Source organism: Thermosynechococcus vestitus BP-1 (genome assembly GCF_000011345.1).
Lineage (GTDB): Bacteria > Cyanobacteriota > Cyanobacteriia > Thermosynechococcales > Thermosynechococcaceae > Thermosynechococcus > Thermosynechococcus vestitus.
Genome location: NC_004113.1, coordinates 1795666 through 1817911, shown reverse-complemented (window position 1 = coordinate 1817911; position 22246 = coordinate 1795666). Strand labels below are relative to the sequence as shown.

22 protein-coding genes are annotated in these 22246 nt (G+C 53.3%); 13 read left to right on the top strand and 9 right to left on the bottom strand.

The window, feature by feature from the left end:
* On the top strand, positions 1-375 hold the full coding sequence (locus TLL_RS08815; RefSeq protein ID WP_011057574.1) for a YraN family protein: 375 nt from the start codon (positions 1-3) through the stop codon (positions 373-375).
* Between the two features lie 6 nt (positions 376-381).
* On the opposite strand, the gene TLL_RS08810 is transcribed toward TLL_RS08815, so the two are convergent.
* The 5 genes from TLL_RS08810 to queC form a co-directional block, all read right to left on the bottom strand.
* Positions 382-1809, bottom strand: a complete 1428-nt coding sequence (locus TLL_RS08810) for a mechanosensitive ion channel domain-containing protein (protein ID WP_011057573.1) — start codon at positions 1807-1809, stop codon at positions 382-384.
* A gap of 140 nt (positions 1810-1949) precedes the next feature.
* Positions 1950-2249: a TMEM165/GDT1 family protein gene (locus TLL_RS08805; RefSeq protein WP_011057572.1), complete on the bottom strand. Its 300-nt coding sequence runs from the start codon at positions 2247-2249 to the stop codon at positions 1950-1952.
* Positions 2250-2259: 10 nt separating this feature from the next.
* Positions 2260-2424, bottom strand: coding sequence for a hypothetical protein (locus TLL_RS12650; RefSeq protein WP_011057571.1), 165 nt, complete (start codon positions 2422-2424; stop codon positions 2260-2262).
* Positions 2425-2628: 204 nt separating this feature from the next.
* The gene (gene dnaK / locus TLL_RS08800; protein WP_011057570.1) at positions 2629-4551 is read right to left on the bottom strand and encodes a molecular chaperone DnaK; all 1923 of its coding nucleotides are present in this window, start codon (positions 4549-4551) and stop codon (positions 2629-2631) included.
* Between the two features lie 126 nt (positions 4552-4677).
* Positions 4678-5379, bottom strand: a complete 702-nt coding sequence (gene queC / locus TLL_RS08795; protein WP_011057569.1) for a 7-cyano-7-deazaguanine synthase QueC — start codon at positions 5377-5379, stop codon at positions 4678-4680.
* A 144-nt stretch (positions 5380-5523) separates the two neighbouring features.
* On the opposite strand from queC, the gene TLL_RS08790 reads away from it, so the two are divergent.
* The 3 genes from TLL_RS08790 (at position 5524) to TLL_RS08780 (ending at position 7906) form a co-directional block, all read left to right on the top strand.
* Positions 5524-6558, top strand: coding sequence for a Gfo/Idh/MocA family protein (locus TLL_RS08790; protein ID WP_164920924.1), 1035 nt, complete (start codon positions 5524-5526; stop codon positions 6556-6558).
* Between the two features lie 316 nt (positions 6559-6874).
* Positions 6875-7312, top strand: a complete 438-nt coding sequence (locus tag TLL_RS08785; protein ID WP_231833757.1) for a hypothetical protein — start codon at positions 6875-6877, stop codon at positions 7310-7312.
* Between the two features lie 6 nt (positions 7313-7318).
* On the top strand, positions 7319-7906 hold the full coding sequence (locus TLL_RS08780) for a 4'-phosphopantetheinyl transferase family protein (protein ID WP_011057566.1): 588 nt from the start codon (positions 7319-7321) through the stop codon (positions 7904-7906).
* A gap of 193 nt (positions 7907-8099) precedes the next feature.
* Here TLL_RS08780 and ribBA read toward each other — a convergent pair whose 3' ends face one another.
* A complete protein-coding gene (gene ribBA, locus TLL_RS08775) occupies positions 8100-9743 on the bottom strand; it encodes a bifunctional 3,4-dihydroxy-2-butanone-4-phosphate synthase/GTP cyclohydrolase II (protein WP_011057564.1) in 1644 nt (547 codons plus the stop codon).
* Positions 9744-9992: 249 nt separating this feature from the next.
* Between ribBA and TLL_RS08770 the strand changes: the two genes are divergently transcribed.
* Positions 9993-10979 carry a methyltransferase domain-containing protein gene (locus TLL_RS08770; RefSeq protein WP_011057563.1) on the top strand — a complete coding sequence of 329 codons (987 nt, stop codon included), beginning with the start codon at positions 9993-9995 and terminating at the stop codon, positions 10977-10979.
* On the opposite strand, the gene TLL_RS08765 is transcribed toward TLL_RS08770, so the two are convergent.
* Positions 10964-11599: a YqiA/YcfP family alpha/beta fold hydrolase gene (locus TLL_RS08765; protein ID WP_011057562.1), complete on the bottom strand. Its 636-nt coding sequence runs from the start codon at positions 11597-11599 to the stop codon at positions 10964-10966. The two genes, TLL_RS08770 and TLL_RS08765, sit on opposite strands and share 16 nt — an antisense overlap.
* 380 nt (positions 11600-11979) lie before the next feature.
* Here TLL_RS08765 and TLL_RS08760 point away from each other — a divergent pair, with 380 nt between their 5' ends.
* Both TLL_RS08760 and TLL_RS08755 read left to right on the top strand, forming a co-directional pair.
* Positions 11980-12399, top strand: a complete 420-nt coding sequence (locus TLL_RS08760; protein WP_011057561.1) for a photosystem I reaction center subunit II PsaD — start codon at positions 11980-11982, stop codon at positions 12397-12399.
* Between the two features lie 104 nt (positions 12400-12503).
* Positions 12504-12815: a DUF3181 family protein gene (locus tag TLL_RS08755; protein WP_011057560.1), complete on the top strand. Its 312-nt coding sequence runs from the start codon at positions 12504-12506 to the stop codon at positions 12813-12815.
* Here the strand turns inward: TLL_RS08755 and acsF are convergent.
* Positions 12812-13876: a magnesium-protoporphyrin IX monomethyl ester (oxidative) cyclase gene (gene acsF, locus TLL_RS08750; protein WP_011057559.1), complete on the bottom strand. Its 1065-nt coding sequence runs from the start codon at positions 13874-13876 to the stop codon at positions 12812-12814. The two genes, TLL_RS08755 and acsF, sit on opposite strands and share 4 nt — an antisense overlap.
* 272 nt (positions 13877-14148) lie before the next feature.
* Between acsF and TLL_RS08745 the strand changes: the two genes are divergently transcribed.
* From TLL_RS08745 to TLL_RS08735, 3 genes are all read left to right on the top strand, one after another.
* Positions 14149-14880, top strand: coding sequence for a heme oxygenase (biliverdin-producing) (locus TLL_RS08745; protein WP_011057558.1), 732 nt, complete (start codon positions 14149-14151; stop codon positions 14878-14880).
* Between the two features lie 38 nt (positions 14881-14918).
* A complete protein-coding gene (gene hemN, locus TLL_RS08740; protein ID WP_011057557.1) occupies positions 14919-16301 on the top strand; it encodes an oxygen-independent coproporphyrinogen III oxidase in 1383 nt (460 codons plus the stop codon).
* A gap of 89 nt (positions 16302-16390) precedes the next feature.
* Positions 16391-17230 (top strand): acyl-CoA desaturase, encoded by an 840-nt coding sequence (locus TLL_RS08735; protein ID WP_011057556.1) that lies wholly within the window; start codon positions 16391-16393, stop codon positions 17228-17230.
* Here TLL_RS08735 and TLL_RS08730 read toward each other — a convergent pair.
* Positions 17227-17970, bottom strand: a complete 744-nt coding sequence (locus tag TLL_RS08730; protein WP_011057555.1) for a DUF928 domain-containing protein — start codon at positions 17968-17970, stop codon at positions 17227-17229. The two genes, TLL_RS08735 and TLL_RS08730, sit on opposite strands and share 4 nt — an antisense overlap.
* 343 nt (positions 17971-18313) lie before the next feature.
* On the opposite strand from TLL_RS08730, the gene TLL_RS08725 reads away from it, so the two are divergent.
* The 3 genes from TLL_RS08725 to TLL_RS08715 all read left to right on the top strand — a co-directional run bounded on the left by TLL_RS08725 (position 18314) and on the right by TLL_RS08715 (position 22244).
* Positions 18314-20020 carry an alpha/beta hydrolase gene (locus TLL_RS08725; protein ID WP_164920921.1) on the top strand — a complete coding sequence of 569 codons (1707 nt, stop codon included), beginning with the start codon at positions 18314-18316 and terminating at the stop codon, positions 20018-20020.
* 292 nt (positions 20021-20312) lie between these two features.
* Positions 20313-21794: a cobyric acid synthase gene (locus TLL_RS08720; RefSeq protein WP_011057553.1), complete on the top strand. Its 1482-nt coding sequence runs from the start codon at positions 20313-20315 to the stop codon at positions 21792-21794.
* A gap of 96 nt (positions 21795-21890) precedes the next feature.
* Complete coding sequence (locus TLL_RS08715) at positions 21891-22244, top strand: hypothetical protein (protein WP_011057552.1); 354 nt, start codon at positions 21891-21893, stop codon at positions 22242-22244.
* The last annotated feature ends 2 nt before the right edge of the window (positions 22245-22246 follow it).

Sequence of the window (22246 nt, the reverse complement as noted above, 5' to 3'; positions counted from 1 at the left end):
ATGCGCCACGTGGGCGATCGCGGGGAGGCAGTGGTTGCGGCGTGGCTACAAACTCAGCAGTGTCAAATTTTGGCTCAAAACTGGTCTTGCCCTTGGGGTGAACTGGATATTATTGCCTGTGATCCGGGGGGAGTGGTCCTCTTTGTTGAAGTGAAAACCCGCGGTTCTTACAACTGGGATAGGGATGGCCTCGACGCTATTTCCCCCAGCAAGCAACGCAAACTCATTTTGGCAGCCCAAGCATTCCTAGAATCTCAGCCCCAGTGGCAGGAGCACCCCTGTCGCTTTGATGTGGCCTTGGTGCGACACCAAAGGGGTGCCTATCACCTCCATCACTATTTGGCCCAGGCCTTTACCTTAGACTCAATCAAGTGAAGCCATTTACCAGTTCAGCAGTTTTTGCAGGCGATCGCGAATCCAGTTCATCGGACGACTGGGATCCGACTCTTGGCGACTCAGTTGCTGAAGCTCCTGTTGATGTTGTGCTAACACATCCTGGCGGCGGGCGATCGCCACCGCAATGTCATCGGCAAGGGCAGGGTGTTCCTTGAGCAACTGTTCAAATCCCTCCCGTGGCAGAACAAACAACACCGTATCCATCATTGCCATCATTGTTGTTGGGCAGGCCACCCCCAGCATAAGGGGCAGTTCGCCAAAGTGCTCCCCCGGATTAAACATCATGATTGGCTTGAATTCACCCTCCTCCTCATAGACTGCTGCCATCTGCCCCTGCAATACAATATAGAAACTATTAATGGGCTCCTGAGCACGAAATAAAATTTCCCCTGCCCTCAAGTGCTTGCGATAGCCCGATTCAATGAGAAAGCGCAGTTGTAGGTCATTCATGCACTGAAAGTAGCTCACCTGCCGCAGCAGAGACCTTAAGGAGGGCGTTGCCGGTGCCAAGGGCATGCCTACTGTTTCGGCTGGTTCAGAGACAAGAGAAAGGGCTGGTGCATTGCGAATCCAGATATCCCGCTGTGGGAAAGGAATCGAGATATTGTGCTGCCGAAAGTAGTAATCAATCTTGAAATTGAGACTGCTCTTGATGAATACTCGCCGCTCAATGGCATCTGTCCATACCCACAGCTCAAAGTTCAGGGCGGAATCACCAAATTCGCGGAAAATAACGCGGGGGGCTGGCTCCCTGAGGACATCTGACTCAGAGTAAGCAATATTGAGCAACACTTCCGTCACCAAAACTGGATCCGTGCCATAGGCGACCCCAATGGGAATATCAATGCGACCCCGATGGGTCTCATAGTACCAATTCAGTACCGGACTATCGGCAAGGTAAGTATTGGGCACCACCACATTTGAACCGTTAAAGGTTTGAATCACTGTGGCGCGCATCGAGACTTCCTGAACGTAGCCACTGATGTTTCCAATTTCCACAAAGTCACCAACACGCACTTTGCGTTCAATCAGGAGGGTCAGACCACTGATGAGATTGCGGGTGACATCCTGCAAACCAAAGCCAATCCCCACCCCCAAGCCGCCGATAATGACCGCTAGGGAATCGAGATTAATCCCCACCGCTTGCAAAACAATGATGTAGCCCAGTGCCCCTCCGGCACCACTAATCACCGTGGAAATGGCCTCGCGGTTGCCCAAATCCAAACCAAGGCGCGGTAAAAGTTGATTTTTCAGTACCCCCTTGAAAAACCGCGCTAAAATTGCAACGAGAATGAGCAGCAGCACCACCTGCAACAGCCAGCGCAGGGAAATGGTTTCCCGCCCAAGGCGAAACAAGGGTGCATCGACAATACCAATGAACAATGACCACAGTTCAATGACTTGAGATGGCATTCTCCACAGTCTCCTCAGGGGGTCACCAACTTAGACAGCGCCTAAGATAATCAGTGTGCCCAATCTCACCCCCTCACTTTAGCAGGGAGTAAGTGTTAAGTGAAGGAACGCACCGCAATCGCCATCTGTTCTCTTAGGGATCAAAGGTTTGGGTGCAACATATCCCACAGTAGCCAGAGGGCGATCGCCAGCAGACTACTGCCCGTTAACGTCTGTAATCGCTGCTCCGAGAGGTACTGGGATAGCCAGCGACCAATCCATACCCCAATCAAGCTAGTGGTCACCAAGGCTAAAGCTGCCCCCAAAAACACCAACCAAGGAGAGGCAGCGCGGGCAGCCATGAAAAATACAGCAATTTGAGTTTTATCGGCAAATTCAGCCAAAAAAACGGTTAAAAACGCAACCCCGAACTCCCGCCATGGCAACCCGCGCTTAATCACCCACTGCCCTCTAGGCGTCCGTCATTTCCTCAACGGTCTCGGTGGTCTTTGTCTCTGGACGATTCTCCGTATTTAGACGGCGGCTGTAGCGACCCGAAGAACGCTTGCGAAACTTACGAGCATAGGCTTGGTTACGAAGAGCTTTTTCTTTTTTGGGATTGCGGCGTTTGGCCATGCTTACCTCAATGGTAGGGGTGATCTCAGCATTCAACAAAAATTAAGAACAGAGATTCCATTGTATCGAGATTTTTCTCCTAGCACAAGAAGCCCCCAGCAAAAAACCACCGAGCATACCACACTAAAAAAAAGAGAAACCCCCTAAGCCTTCACCCAGGGGGAGGAGGAGTCTGGTTCGGCAGAAAGTTGCCACTGGGCGGAACTATTTGGTTTCTGAGAACTCGGCGTCAATCACTTCGTCATCACCGCCGCTACCACTGCCACCGCTGCTGCTGGAGCCAGTGCCATCACTGGACTGAGCACTTTGATAGACACTTGAGCCGACACTGTAGAGGGCTTGTTGCAGATCCTGCATCAGGGATTTCACCCGTCCAAAGTCAATGGCATCAATGGGTTTCTTCTCCGCTTCAGTGCCGATTTCCGAGCGCAGGTTGGCAATGAGGGAGGTGAGACGGTCCTTATCACTGGTGGAGACTTTATCCCCCAACTCATTCAACTGTTTCTCCGCTTGATAGCAGAGTTGCTCCGCTTGGTTCTTAGTCTCGATTTTCTCGCGTTTGGCTTTATCGGCGGCGGCATTCATTTCTGCTTCGCGCACCATGCGTTCCACTTCTTCCTTGGGCAGCGTTGACGCCCCTGTGATGCTAATGGACTGCTGTTTGCCGGTACCTTTGTCGCGAGCGGTTACGTTGAGGATACCGTTGGCATCAATATCAAACGTAACTTCGATTTGGGGCACGCCGCGCGGTGCTGGCGGAATGCCATCCAAACGGAAGGTACCGAGGCTCTTGTTGTCGGCGGCCATTTCCCGCTCCCCTTGGAGAACGTGGATTTCCACATTGGTTTGACCGTCAACGGCGGTGGAGAAAACCTCAGATTTTTTCGTGGGGATCGTGGTGTTGCGGGGAATAATTTTCGTCATCACACCACCCAGGGTTTCCACCCCCAAAGACAGCGGTGTGACATCGAGAAGGAGAATGTCTTTCACTTCCCCTGCGAGCACCCCAGCTTGAATGGCAGCACCCACGGCGACGACTTCATCGGGGTTGACACTCTGGTTGGGGTCTTTGCCCAATAGCCGTTTGACCAGCTCTTGGATGGCGGGAATGCGGGTGGAACCTCCCACGAGTACGACTTCATCAATCTGGTCTTTGCTAAGTTTGGCGTCTTTGAGGGCTTGCTCGACCGGTACGCGGCAACGGTCAATCAGATCAGAGCAGAGTTCCTCAAATTTGGCGCGGGTGAGCGTCATGTCGAGGTGCTTAGGACCATCCTGTGTCGCGGTAATGAAGGGCAGGTTGATTTCCGTTTGCATGACGCTGGAGAGTTCAATTTTGGCTTTTTCTGCTGCCTCGGTGAGCCGTTGCAGGGCCTGTCTGTCTTTGCGCAGGTCAATGCCTTCTTGGGCACGGAAAGATTCGGCTAGATAGTCCACAATTTTTTTGTCGAAGTCGTCACCGCCAAGGTGGGTGTCCCCAGAGGTGGCGAGCACTTCAAAAACCCCATCACCGACTTCAAGGATGGAGACGTCAAAGGTGCCACCGCCAAGGTCGAAGACGAGAATGGTTTCATTGGCTTTTTTATCTAGGCCATAGGCCAAGGAAGCAGCGGTGGGTTCGTTAATGATCCGCAGAACTTCAAGACCTGCAATTTTGCCAGCGTCTTTGGTGGCTTGACGCTGTGAGTCATTGAAGTAGGCAGGCACGGTAATCACCGCCTGGGTGACTTCCTCGCCAAGGTATTTACTGGCGTCCTCTTTGAGTTTGCGCAGGACTTGCGCAGAAATTTCTTCAGGGGCAAACTGTTTGCCAAGGGCGGGGCAATCTAGCTTGACGTTGCCATTGACGTTCAAAACTTTGTAGGAGACCTCGGTGGCTTCGTGGGTCACCTCATCGAAACGACGGCCAATAAAGCGCTTCACAGAATAGAAGGTATTTTCGGGGTTCATGACTGCTTGCCGTTTGGCAATTTGACCCACGAGGCGATCGCCATTTTTGGTATAGGCAACAACGGAGGGCGTTGTCCGAAACCCTTCAGCATTGGCAATAACCGTGGGCTTGCCCCCTTCCATAACGGCCACACAGGAGTTGGTGGTCCCCAGATCAATTCCGACAACTTTTGCCATAGCGACGAAAACTCCCTTTGCAGGCTAACTTCGATGCGGGGCACAGCACCCATATTGGGCTTAACCCTCTCTACCTTTCTATAGTGCGATCGCCCCTGCCATGAGCAAAAGGGGGATTTACCGAACCTACAGCGGGGGGTGAACCGCGTAGGGCAAGGGATCCACTAAACCCAATTCGGCAAAGGCCGCTAAACGCAACCGACAGGCATCACAGCGACCACAGGCCTGTTGGCCATCGCTGTAACAAGACCATGTTTTTTCCCAAGGAACACCATACCCATGACCCAGGCGAATGATATCTGTTTTGTGAAGGTCAATCAGGGGGGTGACAATTTCAATGGGCTGGCCTTCACGCCCCTGTTTGGTACCAAGGCGATAGACCTCCTGCATTGCGGCAATATAGTCGGGGCGACAGTCGGGATAGCCAGAGTAATCGAGGGCATTAACGCCAATATGAACGCTTCGTGCCTCCAGGGCTTCGGCATAGGCGAGGGCGACACTCAGGAAAATTGTATTGCGGGCGGGGACATAGGTGACGGGAATCTCTTGGCTCATGGTGGCCAGATCGCGATCGCGAGGCAGGTCAATGCTCAAGTCTGTCAGAGCCGACCCCCCCCATAGGCGCAGATTCAGGGGCAGGATTTGATGCTCAACAACCCCAGCGCTGGTGGCAATGGCGATCGCTGCTTCTAATTCGCGCCGGTGGCGCTGCCCATAGTCAAAGGAGAGGGCATAGCAAGCATACCCCAGTGCCTTGGCACGAAATAATACCGTGCTGGAGTCTAAGCCCCCTGAGAGCAACACGACGGCCTTTTGTGTCGTCACCATACCTGTCTATACAGAAACTTTACATTTGGTAACGCTGTGGTAGCATCTTTCTGAAAATGCTTATTCTGTGAGCGTTGACTTACGGCGGGCGATCGCCAACACCAAGCCCTTCCCTGGTTGCGTAGAGGAGTGAAATCAATAGACATGAGTTCTGTCGTCCGTCCCCAGCCCGAACCACTGCGCATTGGCGTCATTGGTGTTGGCAACATGGGTCAGCACCACACCCGTGTTTTGAGTTTACTCAAAGATGTCGAACTTGTGGGCATCTCCGATGTCAATCTAGAGCGGGGCATTGACACGGCTAGCAAATATCGGGTCAAATTCTTTGAAAACTATGTGGATTTGCTGCCCCACGTTGAGGCGGTCTGTATTGCTGTGCCCACCCGTCTCCATCATGAGGTGGGGATTACCTGCCTGCGCCACGGGGTTCACGTCTTGGTGGAAAAACCCATTGCCGCCAGTATTAGCGAAGCAGAGTCCCTTGTTAACGCAGCAGCAGAGTGTCAATGCATCCTCCAAGTCGGACATATTGAGCGATTTAACCCTGCCTTTCAAGAGCTCAGCAAAGTCCTGCGTACGGAGGAAATCCTTGCCCTTGAGGCGGATCGCATGAGTCCCTACTCCGAGCGCGCCAATGATGTCTCAGTGGTTCTCGACTTAATGATCCACGACATTGACCTGCTGTTGGAACTCACCAATTCCCCTGTAGTGCGCCTGACGGCAGCAGGCAGTCGCTCTGCCAACTCCGGGTATCTAGACTATGTGACCGCCACCTTGGGTTTTGCCAATGGTATTATTGCCACGCTCACTGCCAGTAAGGTTACCCACCGCAAGCAACGGCGCATTGCCGCCCATTGCAAAAATTCCCTTACAGAGGCAGATTTCCTCAAAAACGAGATTCTCATTCACCGCAAAACCACCGCATCCTGCCGTGCCGATCATGGCCAAGTCCTTTACCGCCAAGACGGCCTAATTGAGAAGGTCTATACGAGTAACATTGAACCTCTGCATGCGGAGCTGGAGCACTTTGTCAACTGCGTTCGTGGTGGTCAAGCCCCGTCGGTGGGTGGGGAACAGGCCCTCAAGGCATTGCGCTTGGCCAGTCTCATCGAGCAATTAGCCCTTGATGGCCACAGTTGGGGGCACTTAGATACCTCCTTGGCGTCCCTCATGCGCTAAGCTGTGCCACTGAGGTTAGTTTATTTTTAGTTCATTTATTGAAAAATCTATCAATCTATCAGTCTATTGAAACTGAGCTTGAGGACTTCTGACTGGGATTGAAAATTCAGGGTGTGGGTTACTGGACCAGATGTGGGGTGGCAGTGAAGGAAACAGCCTTGGGCTCTCCCGGCCTGCCAGGGAATTGCCCTTCATACCTGCAACCAATGACTTGATCCTACTTTTATTTGAATCCTAGCGGCGGATGAGCTCAGCCGATCTGCGACCCTCGTTTCCTTGCGCTAGGGTAGTAAGTACAGCAGCGAGGGTTGTATCAATGACGGAGATAGAAGGCTGTGCCTTTTTGGCAGCCCAAGCAAAGGTAAAGTCCTATCTCGCCCACTGGTTTCAGTTGGGTAAGCGGCTTTGTATTTGGGGCGGAGAGCATAGGGTGCTGCCACAACCGGTTCTTCAGGGCGATCGCTACAGCCAAGCCTTTGAGGCCTGCTGGGCCTATGTGATCTCTGGTCAGGCAGGAGACTGCTTTCTCGAAGACACGACGGAGACAATTGCCCAACTACTGAGCGACTGTTGGGAGATTAGCCCCTGCGCCCGCTGCCAGATGCCAGTGCCCCTCCCTTGTCATGGGTTGCCCCCTTTACACTGTCCCTGTGCGAGTCTAACCAATTGGCCGAATTTTGAGTTGCCCCTGCCCCGCAGCCCAATTAATCCCCGTACTCACCTATTGTCCCTAAAAAAACGTCTCAGTCTTTAATGTAATGTGTGGGATTGTCCCCTACCGCCGATTGTTGTCCCTCAATGGCGGGCGCCACACCCCAATCTCACCCTAGATTCCTCTGCGCTGCATCTTTGGTGGCTAACGCTTCCCCCCGATGTACCCCGCGGGGTTATTCTCCGTGCTTATTTGCGACGCTATCAACCCAATCTGGGGGAGAGGCCTCTGCCGCGCGCTGCCGGGGGTAAGCCCTATCTGAATGGGTTGGAGTTTAACTGGAGCCATAGTGGCAACTTGGCGGTGTTGGCTGTGAGTGGCAGGGCTGCTGTGGGGGTAGATGTTGAAATCTTGCGCCTCTGTCCTCAACGTGCAGCGATTAGTCGGCGGTTTTTTGGGGCTGCTCTGCAACAAAGAATATTAGAGGGGGGCGATCGCTCCTTTCTCCAGGCTTGGACCTACTATGAAGCGTGGCTCAAGGCTCAGGGAATAGGGGTATGGCAGCGGACAGCGGCTCAGTCTTTAGAGCATTGGGTGGCCAGTTTCCCTGTGGGCGATCGCGCCATTGCCAGTGTTGTTGTACTAACGCCAACGCCGCCCCAGTGTTTCTTTTTTCGGCCAGAAGCGATGGCTTGAATGGATGTTCGCACTGATAAACAGTGTCATAACAGTGTCATCAGCGTCATTTGGGTCAAAAGCCTTGCCCCCCTCAACAAGAGGGTCACCCGTCATCCCGAAAAGGGAGTGGGGAACCTTGGCGTTGTCCCAACTCCACAATCGCAGACCTGCTGTCAATACTCCCAGACATCCATTGGTGCTTTTTGATGCTTTAACCTGCTGCTGCAGACCAGGAATAGATGAGATGAGGCCGCCATTCACTGGGAGACTGTTGGGTGTAGGCTTGGCGATCCAAATCCATCGGTAGGTTGAGCATTGGATCGGTGCCCGTGGCCACCAGAAACTCAAATCCTTTTAGCGTTGGCCATTGGCAAAATTGCCGCAGCAGGGTTTGCACCGCAAGCACATAGGGATGTTCTGGCTGCTTATACCACTGGCGATCGGCCACATGGGGCTGGTCAAAGCCAAAGTGAACAATGAGGTCAGGATGCCCAAAGATGGCCTGAGCAACGGGCCGAGCTTCTTCGCGCACCAGCAAATGGACGCCTGCGGCCAGATGACGCAGTTTTTCCAGTCGTTCATAGCGATCGCCCGCAGCCAATTGCGACCCCTGCCAGCGAAAAGCCACCGTAATCAGGTACGTTTGCAGCAGCAGATGCCCCAGTTTTTCTGCCTTGGTCGTCAAGTAGGGGGTGTTGTAGGGGGTTGCTTCAATCAACAGGGGCACCCGATCCACCACTTCAAGGCCATAGCCCTTGAGGCCAGCAATTTTGCGGGGGTTATTGGTAATCAGGCGAATCTGCTTCACCCCCAAATCATTGAGTATCTGGGCACCGACGCCATAATTGCGCAAATCCGCTGGAAAGCCCAGGTGCTCATTGGCCTCCACCGTATCCATGCCTAAATCCTGCAGGGAATAAGCACGCAGCTTGTTGACCAGCCCAATCCCCCGCCCCTCCTGCCGTAGGTAAACCACTACACCCCGACCGGCGGCGTTAATCATTTTCAGAGCTGCCTGCAGTTGCATCCGACAATCACAGCGCAAGGAACCAAGGGCATCGCCCGTCAAGCATTCAGAATGGACGCGCACCAGCACGGGTTGCTCCCCAAATGTAGCGGGATCCCCTTTGACAATGGCGACGTGCTCCGATTGATCGAGGGAATTGCGGTAGCCATAGATTTGAAATTCACCGAACTCCGTCGGTAGCTTGGCGACGGCCTCGCGGCGCACAAAGCGCTCATGCTGGAGACGGTAGCTAATGAGGTCGGCAATGCTAATGATTTTGAGTTGGTGGGTGCGGGCATACTCCATGAGTTGGGGCAGCCGCGACATGGTGCCGTCGGGATTTTGAATTTCACAGATCACACCCGCTGGGTAAAGACCCGCCAGCCGTGTCAGATCCACTGCGGCCTCGGTGTGGCCAGCTCGCTTAAGAACTCCCCCAGGGCGCGATCGCAGGGGGAAAACATGGCCAGGGCGACGGAGATCTTGAGGTTGCGTGCTCGGATCAATTAACGCTTGAATCGTGCGGGCGCGATCCTCGGCGGAAATACCTGTGGTCACGCCCCAACGGGCACCGGCATCAACGCTAACCGTAAAGGCAGTTTGGTTGCTATCGGTATTTGTTGTTACCATTAAGGGCAAATCCAATTCATCGAGGCGATCGCCCTCCATGGCAAGGCAAATCAGTCCCCGTGCATGAACAGCCATGAAGTTAATCATGGCGGGGGTCACCCGCTCGGCAGCACCAATCAGATCCCCCTCATTCTCGCGATTTTCATCATCGACGACCACAATCACTTCGCCGCGCCGCAGGGCTTCTAATGCTGATTCAATGGAGTCAAACACAGGCACATCCGCCAAGGCAGTTACTTCCAGAATTCTTCAGGCTTCCTATTACTAAGTTACAGCCTTTTTCACGACGATTGGGGGCTCGCAGCACCCCTCAGCAGGATTGCACCAACTTTTCAAGATAGTCAACTTTTCAAGATAGTATTGAAGGGCGTCCAATCTCCAACGAAAACCCATCTGTGGTTCTTGCCCTTGTGAAAATGTTGAAAACCTCGTCATCATAGTGAAAGGTTTCGCTAGTCAATCCCCTCCATGTCTCATCTAGGGCTCATACTGGTTATCACTGTTGTTGCGTTAGTCCTGCTGGGCTTAGCGCTTTACCTGTTGTTCCCCCGCAAGTACGAGTCTGCCCGTTCCGTGGCCGAGTCCTATGACAACTGGACCAAGGACGGCATTCTAGAATTTTACTGGGGTGAGCATATTCACCTTGGCCACTATGGTTTGCCTCCTCGTCCCAAGGACTTTCGCCAAGCGAAGGTAGATTTTGTTCATGAAATGGTGCGTTGGGCCGGTCTCGATCGCCTGCCGCCGGGGACAACCGTCTTGGATGTCGGCTGTGGTATTGGCGGGAGCAGTCGTATCCTGGCCCGTGACTATGGCTTTCATGTGACTGGGATTACGATTAGCCCTGAGCAGGTACGCCGGGCGCGAGAACTCACTCCTGCGGAGCTGAATGTTCGCTTTCAGCTCGATGACGCGCTAGCCTTGTCATTTCCAGATGCCAGCTTTGACGTAGTTTGGTCAATTGAAGCCGGCCCCCACATGCCCGATAAACAGCAGTTCGCTAAAGAATTACTCCGTGTCCTGAAGCCTGGGGGAATTCTGGTGGTTGCTGATTGGAACCAGCGGGACGATCGCCAGCAGCCCTTGAACTTCTGGGAGCGGCTGATCATGCGGCAGCTCTTGGATCAATGGGCACACCCCGCCTTTGCCAGCATTGAAGGCTTTGCCGAGGCCCTTGCAGCAACGGGTTTAGTGGCTGGAGAGGTCATGACTGCTGACTGGACCCAGGAAACGCTCCCCTCATGGCTAGATTCGATTTGGCAGGGAATTGTGCGGCCAGAGGGGCTAATTCGCTTTGGCCTACCGGGGCTCGTGAAATCCTTGCGGGAAGTTCCCACATTCCTGCTGATGCGGATTGCCTTTGGTATGGGACTCTGCCGCTTTGGTATGTTTCGCGCTGTGCGAGCGGAGATTCCCGCTGTCTCCCTTGAGCCCGCCCCTCAAGTGAACTGCTGATAAATAATGGGATACATCATGCCCCAAATCGCGGGCTGTACGTCCTTGAGGGCGTGATCACTGTCCAATTCCACCCGACTCACCCAAGGGCGACCTTCACAGTAGCGACGACTGGCGTCAATGGGAATCACTTCATCCTGAAGGCCATGGAAAATGAGGGTGGGCACAGGGCGCTGCAGCTGGCGATCGTCATACTCCAGTAAATCCTTGGCAAAGCCATAGCTGAGGGGCAGTGGGCGTTCTTCAGTGTAGTGATAGACTTCTAAAACCCCCGTGGCTTGCCAGCGGCGATATTCATCCCCTAGACGCGGTAGCCAGTGGATCGCAAACTCAAAGGCAGGAGCCAAGAGAAACAACTGCACCACTTGGGGATGTTTTTCCGCAAGCCAAGCAGCAGTCAAGCCACCAAAACTAGAGCCAATTAATGTGATGGGTTCTTCTGGGGTCAGCAGGGCTTCTACCTGTTCAATTTGGCGACTGAGGGTCAAGTGAAAAAAGTCCTCCTGATTGAGATCAGGAATGAGTAGCGGTTGACCAAGTTCCTCAAAGCGATCGCGAAAATACTGGGCTTTACTCGAGCGCGGCGACGAGGCAAATCCATGGAGGTAGAGATATTGCATTGTTCAACGATCCCTTGCGAGGAGTGGACATATTTTTGTTGTACTTTGTCAATAATCTTAACAAATTTCCCCTTTAGCCATAGGTTTTTCAAGGGTGATCATTGGTAATCAGTCAGAATCTCGATCAAATAGCCCAATCACAATGGGTCATCATGAACGAACTGTTACAGTTTCTCACAAGTCGCATCAATCCAGGGATTTCAATGCTACGATGCCGTTGAATCTGGTTAGAGCCCTTTTCACAACGGTGGCAAACGCTCAAAACTGCGAAGGCCCCCATGGGAGAGCAGTGCATCCCCTGGATGTATCCCATAGGCAAGAAAAGGGTTGTATCTAGCCAATCTTAAGGATAACAACGTCAGAGATTGAGGATCGAACGCATGACAACACTCACTGGGCAACCCCCGCTCTATGGTGGCAGCACCGGCGGCCTCCTCAGCGCAGCGGATACCGAAGAGAAATACGCCATCACTTGGACAAGCCCCAAAGAGCAAGTTTTTGAGATGCCGACGGCTGGGGCTGCTGTTATGCGTGAAGGTGAAAATCTCGTTTACTTTGCCCGTAAGGAGCAGTGCCTTGCCCTAGCTGCTCAGCAACTGCGTCCCCGCAAAATTAACGACTACAAAATCTATCGGATTTTTCCCGATGGCGAAACGGTATTGATCCATCCCAAGGATGGCGTTTTCCCTGAGAAAGTCAACAAAGGGCGGGAGGCGGTCAACTCTGTGCCTCGCTCCATTGGCCAGAATCCCAACCCCTCGCAACTGAAGTTCACTGGCAAAAAGCCCTACGATCCATAGGTCGCTGCTGAACGTTCTTTATCATCGCCCCCCATGGTTGAGCCATAGGGGGTATTCTTTTGAGCTAACCTAGGGTCAACGGGAGTCCTGAAGGAAGGTGACAGGTGTTGAGTCGTACTCCTTTAATTGAACGCCTTGCGGCTGAAATTGGCCGTGATATTTATATGGATGTTGCTAAATGGCATCTATACCTTGGTGATGCAAAGCTGGCAACCCCTCTTGCGGAAGCCTTTTTGCCCCTTTTAGAACAGGGGGAGATGAGTTTGGCACAGGTCACTAGCGTCTTGCAGGAGGTCTCAGTTCCCCTTGGCGGGGATCAGCAATTCCTTTCCCTGGAGCGCTTGATTCCCAAGGCCAACCAAGAATTATTGGTAGAACTGCTCAACCGTTTTCGCCAAGAGGAGCTTGAGTCTTAGTGGACGGTGCCCCATTCCTGTTGGGCATTGACGGGGGGCAACAGGTAAATGCGCAGGAGATGACCTGCGATCGCCAACTGGTGGGGAAGTTTCCGCAATGCCTTCAGCCACTTTGGTTGATGAGTGGCTTCAATTGCCTGTAGTTTGTTGCTGATTTCAACACAGCGTTGCAGACGCGAATAAAACTCAGGGTGATCGACATTCAGTACCACAGAGAAGGTCCGCGCCGCTGTTTCATTGGTTTTGGCAATCACCTCGCGATCGAAGGCTGTGGCATCAAGCCCAAGGGCTTCATAGAATTTGGCACGCTCATGCACCGTCAGCGTATGGGTGGCAAACACCGTCAGCAGGAAGAAGCGCATCCACAGTTTGGCGCCCCAGCCTTGAATCAATTGGGGTTGGGAGTGGATCAAGGCCTTGAAAATGTCGCCGTGGCGGTTTTCGTCTTGGCACCAACGTTCAAAATAGTTAAAGAGGGGGTAGAAGGAATGTTCGGGGTGCTTTTCAAGATGACGGTAGATGATGATGTAGCGCCAGTAGCCAATTTTCTCTGATAGATAAACGGTGTAGAGTACCCAGGGCAGCGGGAAAAAAGTGTAGGTGCGTGTCTTGGAGAGGTACCCTAAGTCCATGGCATGGCCAAAATCCATCATCGCTTTGTTGAGAAACCCTGCATGCCGCGCTTCATCCCGCGCCATCAGGTGGAAGATTTCCGCCAAAAGGGGGTTGCGATCCTTGAGCTTGCGCGAGAGTTCCTTAAAGAGCAGAAACCCTGAAAACTCAGAGACACAGGACCGCTCAAGGTAGTCAATAAAGGCTTTACGGGTCTGTGCATCCAAGAGGTCCCAAGTGCCTTTGAAGGAGTCATCGCGGACAAAGTGATGGCGGTTGTAGTCTGCCCGCATTTCCGCCAACATCGCTTCCAGTTGTTCTTGCTGACGACTGAGGTCAAGTTTTGCTGCCTGTTCAAAATCTGTTGTATAAAAACGAGGGGTTAAAAGGTTTTCGCGAATGGTTTTCACGCTCTGGCCTGAATGGGGATTGGGGGCGATCGCCACCATAAGCCTTTCACTCCTATAGAACTAAACCTATGCAAGTTATGCCGTTTTACTATACTATATCCCTGAGGACGGTCAATAGTCCCCTTGACAATTTTGGAAAAGTAGGCAGTTTTGTTATGTTTTTTGAAGTTTCACTTGACAGCTATATGATCAAAAAGTAATACTCACCAATAGCCTGCCATTCTGCCCCTGTTCAGCCCACGGCCATTCCCCGTTGGCAGGATAAGTTTCTTCAAAAAAGACTGTTAAAACCAATTTCAGGAGTTACAGGTATGACAGTGCTCTCCCTTGCGCTGCGGGAAGGAACGGCTGAGGCTCACACCTTGGCTGAGCACACCGCCTTCATGAAATGCTTTGTACGCGGGTTGATCACCTCTCGTCTCTTCCGCCAGTTCTTGGCTAACCTCTACTTTGTTTACACCGATCTCGAGGCGGCCTTAGCCAGTGCCAACAGCGATGCGGTGCGTGCTATTTACTTCCCCGAACTGAACCGCAGTGGCCAACTGGCTCAGGACTTGGCCTTCTACTACGGCGAGGATTGGCGGGATCAGGTGACTCCCCTTACCGCCACCCGTGTTTACCTCAGTCGCCTGCATGATGTCGCTCAAAGTGAACCTCTGTTGCTTATTGCCCATTCCTACACCCGCTATATGGGGGATCTCTCTGGGGGGCAAGCCCTGAGTAAAATTGTGCATTCACAGTTGATGCTCCCTGAAGGCAAGGGCACCGCCTTTTACGAGTTTCCAGCACTGCCGACCCCGGAAGATAAGAAAGCCTTTAAGCAGCGGTATCGGGCAACTTTGGATAGTCTTGGCCTCGACGAGGAGGCGATCGCCCGCATTGTTCAGGAAGCCAACTTTGCCTTTGCCCTCAACTGCAACCTCATGCACGCCCTTGAATCGGAGTTAAAAACCACCATTGGCGATCAGGTGTGGCAGTCCATGGTTATCGAGAACCAGCCCAGTCGGCGGCAGCACCCCCGTCCTGAAGCCATTGCCATCTAAGACCCACGGTTCATCTTGTTAGGAGCTTGCAAACATCCATGAGTGTGGTTCAGCCAATCCAATTCGATGGGGCACTGCTGCAAAAATACGATCGCCCCTTGCCCCGCTATACCAGTTATCCCACGGCTGCCGAATTTACTACTGATTTTGATCGCCATTGTTTCCAGCGGCAGCTACTGCGGAGTAACGAAGCGCACCTACCCCTATCTCTGTACGTGCATATTCCCTTTTGCCAGACCGCCTGCTATTTTTGCGGTTGCAACGTCATCATCACCCAAAGCCAAACGATTGCCAAAACCTACTTGGATGCCTTGGCGGCGGAAATTGCTCAAGTGGCGGCACGGCTGGATCGCACTCGTCCCGTGATTCAAATGCATTGGGGCGGCGGTACTCCCAACTACCTCACGATTGACCAAGTGGAATCCCTGTGGCGGACGCTCACTCAGCACTTTGAATTGACCAATGATGCGGAAATTTCCATTGAAGTCAATCCCCGCTACATCAACCGTGATTACCTCTTGCGGCTGCGGAACTTGGGCTTCAATCGCATCAGCTTTGGCCTGCAGGACTTTGATCCCCAAGTGCAACTGGCAGTGAATCGCGTGCAGCCTGAGACATGGCTCTTTCAAGTGATGGAGTGGATCCGCGCTGCTGAGTTTGAGAGTGTCAACATTGACCTCATCTATGGTCTGCCCTATCAAACTGTTCAATCCTTTGAAGCTACGATTGCGAAAACGCTGCGCCTTGATCCGGATCGCATTGCTGTCTTTAACTTTGCCTATCTACCCAATTTGAAACCCATCCAAAAGCGAATTGACCCCACCACCCTACCCGATAGTGCAACCAAACTGACGATTTTGCAGCGGGTGATTGAAAGGCTAACTAGCCAAGGCTATCGGTACATTGGCATGGATCACTTTGCCAAGCCCACTGATGAGCTGGCGATCGCCCAGGAAGCGGGGACGCTCAAGCGCAACTTTCAGGGCTATACAACACTGCCAACCGCAGATTTGATTGGCTTTGGCCTCACCTCGATCAGCATGTTGCAGGCGGCCTATGCCCAAAATCAGAAACACTTAGCCACCTACTTTAGTGATGTTGCTGCGGGTCAGCTGGCCACAGAACGCGGCATTCAACTGCACTGTGAAGATTTGTTGCGCCGCACGATCATCATGGAACTGATGTGCCAATTTAGCCTCGACAAGGGGGCGATCGCCCGCCAGTTTAATCTTGATTTTGATGCCTACTTTGCCTCCGAGTTAGCTGCGCTGCGGGAATTGGCTGCCGATGGCCTCCTTCATTTGGGGCGCGATCGCCTAGAGGTCACCCCCGTAGGCCGACTCCTTATCCGCAACATTACCGCCGTCTTTGATGCCTACCTGCAACAAAAATCTGGTAGGACATTTTCTAAGGCCATTTAGCCCCCATTGCCTCTACCATTTTCTGGGTCATCCAGAATCCCTGGATCTAAACCCGCATCTAAACTCACAAACGGTGTTGAGGAGTACCTATGACATCATCCTTAGAATTGCAACCCCAGACCTCCCGCCTCAATTGGGGCTTTGTCCTCTTTTTAGGGGCGGTGCATATTTTAGCCGCGGTTGCGCTTTTCTTTTTCTCCTGGTCGGCATTGGCCGTCACCATCTTTCTGCACTGGCTCTTTGGCAGTATCGGTATTTGCTTGGGATACCATCGTCTTTTAAGTCACCGCAGTTTCCAAGTGCCCCAATGGTTGGAGTACGTCATTGCTGTTGTGGGTGCCTTGGCCATGCAGGGAGGCCCGATTTTTTGGGTGGCAGGGCACCGCTTACACCATGCCCACACCGAGGATGAGATTAAAGATCCCTACTCAGCACGGCGGGGCTTTTGGTGGAGTCATATGCTGTGGCTCGTCTATCCGCAGTCCCAGTTTTTCAATGCCGAGGAGTATGCCCGCTTTGCCCCTGACCTCACACGAGATCCCTTTTACCGCTGGCTAGATCGCTACTTTTTACTCCTGCAGCTTCCCCTTGCGCTGCTCCTCTATGGCTTAGGGGGTTGGTCCTGGTTGTTGTGGGGGATGTTTATGCGAGCCGTTTTTCTTTGGCACAGCACTTGGTTGATTAACTCTGCCACCCACAAATGGGGCTATCGTCGCTTTGAGACTGAGGATAACTCACGCAATCTCTGGTGGGCAGCCCTCCTCACCTATGGTGAAGGTTGGCACAACAACCACCATGCCTATCCCCACGTTGCCAAGGCGGGCTGGTACTGGTGGGAAGTGGATCCCACCTGGTGGGTGATTCGCACACTCCAAGGACTCGGTCTTGCCGCCAAGGTACAGTTGCCACCGCCCAAAGCGTTGTCCTAATTGCCTCGGCTACGTTGGGCGATCGCCAGGTTGCTCAGCGGATGGAGACCGACGCCCTCGGTGGTCATTAACTCTTTCCAAAGAGTCTTCACTTTGGTGTCATGGGGCCGCTTCTGCCGCAGTTTCACCAACGCATCGAGGGCATCATACCAAAGGCCATTGCTGGCCAATAGATCATACTGTTGCAGGGGGCTGGCTTTGAGGAGTTGTTTTTGCAATGTCACGGGTAGAGGGACCCGTTGTACCCAGCCTTCCGCAAAGCGAATCTGGGAGGGATCGGGGTCATTGGGGTTACAGATCAGACTCACCGTCCAGCGGTAGTCTACCCCCTCCTGTAGGGGCGGCACCTCACCGGTCAAGGTGATACTGTCTAGGCGGGGACGATGGGCCATTGGAAACTGTTGCTTGTAAATTTGCACCTCCCCGCCATCGGCAAGGCTCTGAAAGAGGGCAAACTCGAGAGCTTGGTAATTATTGGCGGGTAAATACCAGTAGAACGTGGGGCGACTCATTGCCGTCAAGCCAATATTACTGGCAGGCACCAGTGTCGTTAAATCAGGTTCATTTGCTGCGGTTTGCACTTTGCAGGCGCCGCGTGTGGCCGCCCCCTCCCGATTCCCCGGACGGGATAGGTTGCTGGGGGGCGTAAATCCCGCCCAACTCAGACCGGCATTCAGGATGAGTACGGCCAAGCTCCAAGGAACGAAATATCGCAGTGACGTAACAATGGGTGGTTTCATAGGTCAATATCCTTACTGAAAAGCGGTAGCGACAGGTGTCAGGGGGTCTGCTCGTTCCTCTTGGGTCATTTCCCTACCTGCCCTACTCCTACCATAGGAGTTTGGTGGGGGCTGCGGGGTGATAGCACCAACGTGAGGCTGATGATGTCCATCACCTACTGATATTGCACTGGCTCACAACCTGAGCAGTCCCTAGGACGAGGACCGCACCCTCGCAGTTCCAAGGTGATGTGGAGATGATTTGAGCAGCCGCCATCCTAGCAAAGGGCTGTATCTATACTGGAAAGTGCCTAGAAATTTTTTCCCCTGAGCGCTGTTCCCACGATTGATCTAAGTTTTTTGATTGAGTGGCATTGCGGGACTCCTCGCTGTGAATAACCTCTCCCTTAAGTGGTTTCTATGGCCGCCCCTCACTGTCGTGGCGGGTCTCGGCCTCCTTTGGCTGCGATCAGGGGGGCTGTCGGCAACGGCAGCAGAGCAAATTATTTTTCGCTATGGCCCCTTCGAGCGATCGCTCCCCATTGCTGATTTAGAATGGTTTGCTACCACTGGCCAGAGCTCGCCAAAACTTGCGAGCTATTTACGGCTATTCCCCCCTGGGCACCGGCAGCAATTGCGATTGGCCTTACAAGAACGACTGCGATTGTCCCCCGTGGCCGTTGCTCAACTGTTGTACTCCCCCCTGGGTCAAGAATTTATGGTGCAAGCGGGGCGGATTCTCCAAACCCAAAGCCGTCAAGAAAATGCCCTTGCGCTGCGGGCGGCGCTGATTCTCGCTGCCACTGACCCCAATGGTCTCACCGTGTTGAGTGTGATGCGCCACTACCCCTCCCCCAGTATTCGCTTTGACCTCAAGGAGGGACTCGCGATTCTCAAAAATTTCCAGCACACAATCTACAAAACAGAGACAATTCTAAATGTTGTCCGTCAACGGGCGATCGCAAATCAGACAGAAGCTATCCCTGCAAGTGTGCAACCACTGCTGCAACTGGGCCTTTGGCGGTGGCTAGAGATGCCTTGGACAGCGGTAGATGAATCGCCTCAGCGGTTGCAGTTAACGGGACATGCCCGCCCCGTTGAAGCGGATCTCTATCTACCCATCGTTCCTGCGGGACAGCGGGTTCCAGTGGTCATTGTTTCCCATGGCCTGGGGGCAAGCCGCTATAGCTATCGCTATCTGTGCCAGCATCTGGCCTCCCATGGGTTTGCGGTGATTGCCCTTGAGCATGTTGGTAGCTCAGCCCGTCAGGTCATGTCTTTTCCCATGGGCTATGTCAGTTCAAGGATGGCGGCTCAAGAGTTTCTGGATCGTCCCCTCGATGTTACGTTTGTCCTCAATCGTTTGGCGGCATTTCCTGAGCAGCTCTACCCTTGGGCAGGACGGCTCAACTTGGAGCGGGTGGCAATCATTGGTCAATCCTTTGGCGGCTACACCGCTCTAGCCCTAGCAGGGGCACGATTGGATTTTCAGCAACTACGGCGACACTGTACAAGCACCCTCCTCACCTCCTTCAATGTGTCACTGCTGCTCCAATGCCAAGCGCAAGCATTACCCGCAAAGGTCTATTCCCTAGAGGATTCCCGGGTGCAAGCGGTCATTGCTGTTAACCCAATTACCAGTGCTCTTTTTAGTCCTGAGTCCTTGGGGCACTTAAAGGCGGCTGTGATGTTTGTTGCAGCCAGTAGCGATGCGATCGCCCCCCCTGTAGAAGAGCAAATTTATCCCTTCACATGGCTGACAGGGCGCGATCGCTACTTAGTGTTGATGGACAATGCAACCCATTTTTCAACGATTGGTGAGGCCAGTCCCAATGAACCGGTGCTGCCTGTACCAAAGGCACTTGTGGGTGCCACACCCCCGCGATCGCGCGCCTATCTCCGCGGATTGAGCTTGGCCTTTTTACGCTTGCACCTTTTAGGGGATGAACAGGCGCGGCAGTGGCTGACACCGGCAGCCGCAATGGCGTTGAGTTCACCCACCTATGGCCTAAACCTCACCCAATCTCTCGATCCAGAACTGTTGGAAAAGGTAGCGCAGGCAGTGAAGTAAGGTTCACCTCCTCCCTCTCCTGAAGTCAGGGGATTTCTAACCCCAGAGGCATCGGGATGGTTCACGCTTTACAGACAGTCGCCCGAACAAAGCGAAACTTGAACAGGTCTGACACCATCTCCCCCTGCGGTCACGGCCTGCCCGGCCGCCAAAATTGTAATGACTGCGTTAAGGTCACGGTCAACGCAACTTTATGCTTTACATTTTACTATAAGGAGTTTGTCACAAAAACTCAACGGAGGCGGGGCCTTTCTCCCCTGCTTGAAGGCAGAGGTCTCCAGCACGCAATACGATGAAGGCTAAATCCCTGATGGTGGTGGGAACCACCTCCCATGCGGGTAAATCTCTCCTCGCAGCAGTGATTTGTCGTTGGCTGGCTCAGCAGGGCTACCGCGTCACTCCCTTTAAGGGACAAAATATGGCCTTGAATGCCTACGTCACCCGTGAAGGTGGCGAAATTGGCTATGCCCAAGCAATGCAGGCCTGGGCGGCAGGGATAGAACCCGAAGTGGCAATGAACCCAATTCTCCTCAAGCCCCAAGGCAACATGACCTCCCAAGTGATCCTTAGGGGGCAGGTGGTGGGTGTTACCCGAGCGGCCGACTACTATCGGGACTATTTTGAGCGGGGTTGGCAGGCAATTACAGAGGCCCTGGCAGATCTCCAGCAACGGTTTGACTGGATTGTGTGTGAGGGGGCAGGGTCACCCGCAGAAATCAATCTTAAGCACCGCGATCTCACCAACATGCGGGTGGCCACATATCTTGGGGCACCGACTATTCTTGTGGCCGATATTGATCGCGGTGGTGTGTTTGCCCACATTGTCGGCACATTGATGCTCCTGGAGCCCGCTGAGCGGGCGTTGATTCAGGGGATCGTGATTAATAAATTTCGCGGCCAGCGATCGCTCCTTGACAGTGGCTTGCAATGGCTAGAGGAGACCACGGGCGTACCCGTTTTAGGGGTGATTCCATGGCTCGAGCGCCACTACGCTGCCGAAGATTCCCTTGACCTTTGGGATCCCCGTCCGCAACGCCAAGGGGCAGACCTGAAAATTACGGTGATTCGACTGCCGCGGATTGCCAACTTTACCGACATTGATCCTCTCCTGGCAGAACCCAGCGTTGCTGTTGAGTTTTTGCCCCCCCATCGTCCCCTCGGGCGACCCGATGCCGTGATCTTGCCGGGGACGAAAACGACCATTGCCGATCTTCAGGTGCTACGGGAAACGGGGATGGCCGAGCAACTCAAAACCTACGCTGCCCAAGGGGGAACGATTCTCGGCATTTGCGGCGGTTGGCAGATGTTGGGGACCGCCATCAGCGATCCCCTAGGCTTAGAGGGATGTCCCGGCACCTATGAAGGATTGGGCCTCATGCCGCTGCACACCCAATTGGGGCCAACCAAATGTACCCAGCAACAGCAAACCCAATCGCTGTATTTCAACTGTCCTGAGCCAATCCTGGGCTATGAAATTCACCAAGGCCAAAGTGAATACACTGGTGATCGCCAAGGTTGGCACCCCCTTTTTGCTGCCCCAGAACTGGGGCTTGTTAACAGAGCGGGCACACTTTGGGGCACGTATCTCCATGGGCTACTGGAAAACGGTCCTTGGCGTCGCCATTGGCTCAATGGGTTGCGATCGCGCCGCCAACTGCCGCCTCTACCGACAGCAATTCCCCACTATGGCGAGCAACGGACTGTTGCACTGGATGAATTGACCAAAACCGTCATGGCTCACCTGAACCTCAGGGGCATTTGTAAATTATGTTGACGTAAAAATTTCAAATTGTTAGCAATTGTCATCGTTGCTAAATCACTCCCCTAGACTGAAGAACGATCTGTTGATGAGCAGGAGTTGCAAGCAAGAATGATCGGTGCTGCTTCTTGGTCTGTGGGAATGTTAATTGCCTCAGCGATCGCCGCCCTGAGTGGCTTAAGCTGGCTCTTGTACCGGGCCTATCAAGAGGAAAAACAATTTCCGCTGCGGGAGTATTCTCCCCAAGAAGCCTATGGTGAAACCCTTTGGCGGATGATCTTTGTCTATTGGCTCGTCTATTGTGGTGCGCGGGGACTGCAAATCGCTGTACCATTAGAAGGTACGGATTTGGGTCAAATGTGCAAAATCACCGCACTCTTGGCCTTTTTGCTGACCGTCTCTTCGCTGCTTTGCTTACCGATGCACTATTGGCAGGCACGTCAGCGCCAGCAACAACTCAATTAAGT

What these genes read in the sequence shown, in the direction of transcription:
- TLL_RS08815 (WP_011057574.1), top strand. Translation starts at nt 1, where the DNA reads ATGCGCCACGTGGGCGATCGCGGGGAGGCAGTGGTTGCGGCGTGGCTA.
- TLL_RS08715 (WP_011057552.1), top strand. Translation starts at nt 21,891, where the DNA reads ATGATCGGTGCTGCTTCTTGGTCTGTGGGAATGTTAATTGCCTCAGCG.
- TLL_RS08790 (WP_164920924.1), top strand. Translation starts at nt 5,524, where the DNA reads ATGAGTTCTGTCGTCCGTCCCCAGCCCGAACCACTGCGCATTGGCGTC.
- TLL_RS08745 (WP_011057558.1), top strand. Translation starts at nt 14,149, where the DNA reads ATGACAGTGCTCTCCCTTGCGCTGCGGGAAGGAACGGCTGAGGCTCAC.
- acsF (WP_011057559.1), bottom strand. Translation starts at nt 13,876, where the DNA reads ATGGTGGCGATCGCCCCCAATCCCCATTCAGGCCAGAGCGTGAAAACC.
- dnaK (WP_011057570.1), bottom strand. Translation starts at nt 4,551, where the DNA reads ATGGCAAAAGTTGTCGGAATTGATCTGGGGACCACCAACTCCTGTGTG.
- TLL_RS08730 (WP_011057555.1), bottom strand. Translation starts at nt 17,970, where the DNA reads ATGAAACCACCCATTGTTACGTCACTGCGATATTTCGTTCCTTGGAGC.
- TLL_RS12650 (WP_011057571.1), bottom strand. Translation starts at nt 2,424, where the DNA reads ATGGCCAAACGCCGCAATCCCAAAAAAGAAAAAGCTCTTCGTAACCAA.
- queC (WP_011057569.1), bottom strand. Translation starts at nt 5,379, where the DNA reads ATGGTGACGACACAAAAGGCCGTCGTGTTGCTCTCAGGGGGCTTAGAC.
- TLL_RS08810 (WP_011057573.1), bottom strand. Translation starts at nt 1,809, where the DNA reads ATGCCATCTCAAGTCATTGAACTGTGGTCATTGTTCATTGGTATTGTC.
- TLL_RS08765 (WP_011057562.1), bottom strand. Translation starts at nt 11,599, where the DNA reads ATGCAATATCTCTACCTCCATGGATTTGCCTCGTCGCCGCGCTCGAGT.
- TLL_RS08760 (WP_011057561.1), top strand. Translation starts at nt 11,980, where the DNA reads ATGACAACACTCACTGGGCAACCCCCGCTCTATGGTGGCAGCACCGGC.
- TLL_RS08770 (WP_011057563.1), top strand. Translation starts at nt 9,993, where the DNA reads ATGTCTCATCTAGGGCTCATACTGGTTATCACTGTTGTTGCGTTAGTC.
- TLL_RS08720 (WP_011057553.1), top strand. Translation starts at nt 20,313, where the DNA reads ATGAAGGCTAAATCCCTGATGGTGGTGGGAACCACCTCCCATGCGGGT.
- hemN (WP_011057557.1), top strand. Translation starts at nt 14,919, where the DNA reads ATGAGTGTGGTTCAGCCAATCCAATTCGATGGGGCACTGCTGCAAAAA.
- TLL_RS08735 (WP_011057556.1), top strand. Translation starts at nt 16,391, where the DNA reads ATGACATCATCCTTAGAATTGCAACCCCAGACCTCCCGCCTCAATTGG.
- TLL_RS08785 (WP_231833757.1), top strand. Translation starts at nt 6,875, where the DNA reads ATGACGGAGATAGAAGGCTGTGCCTTTTTGGCAGCCCAAGCAAAGGTA.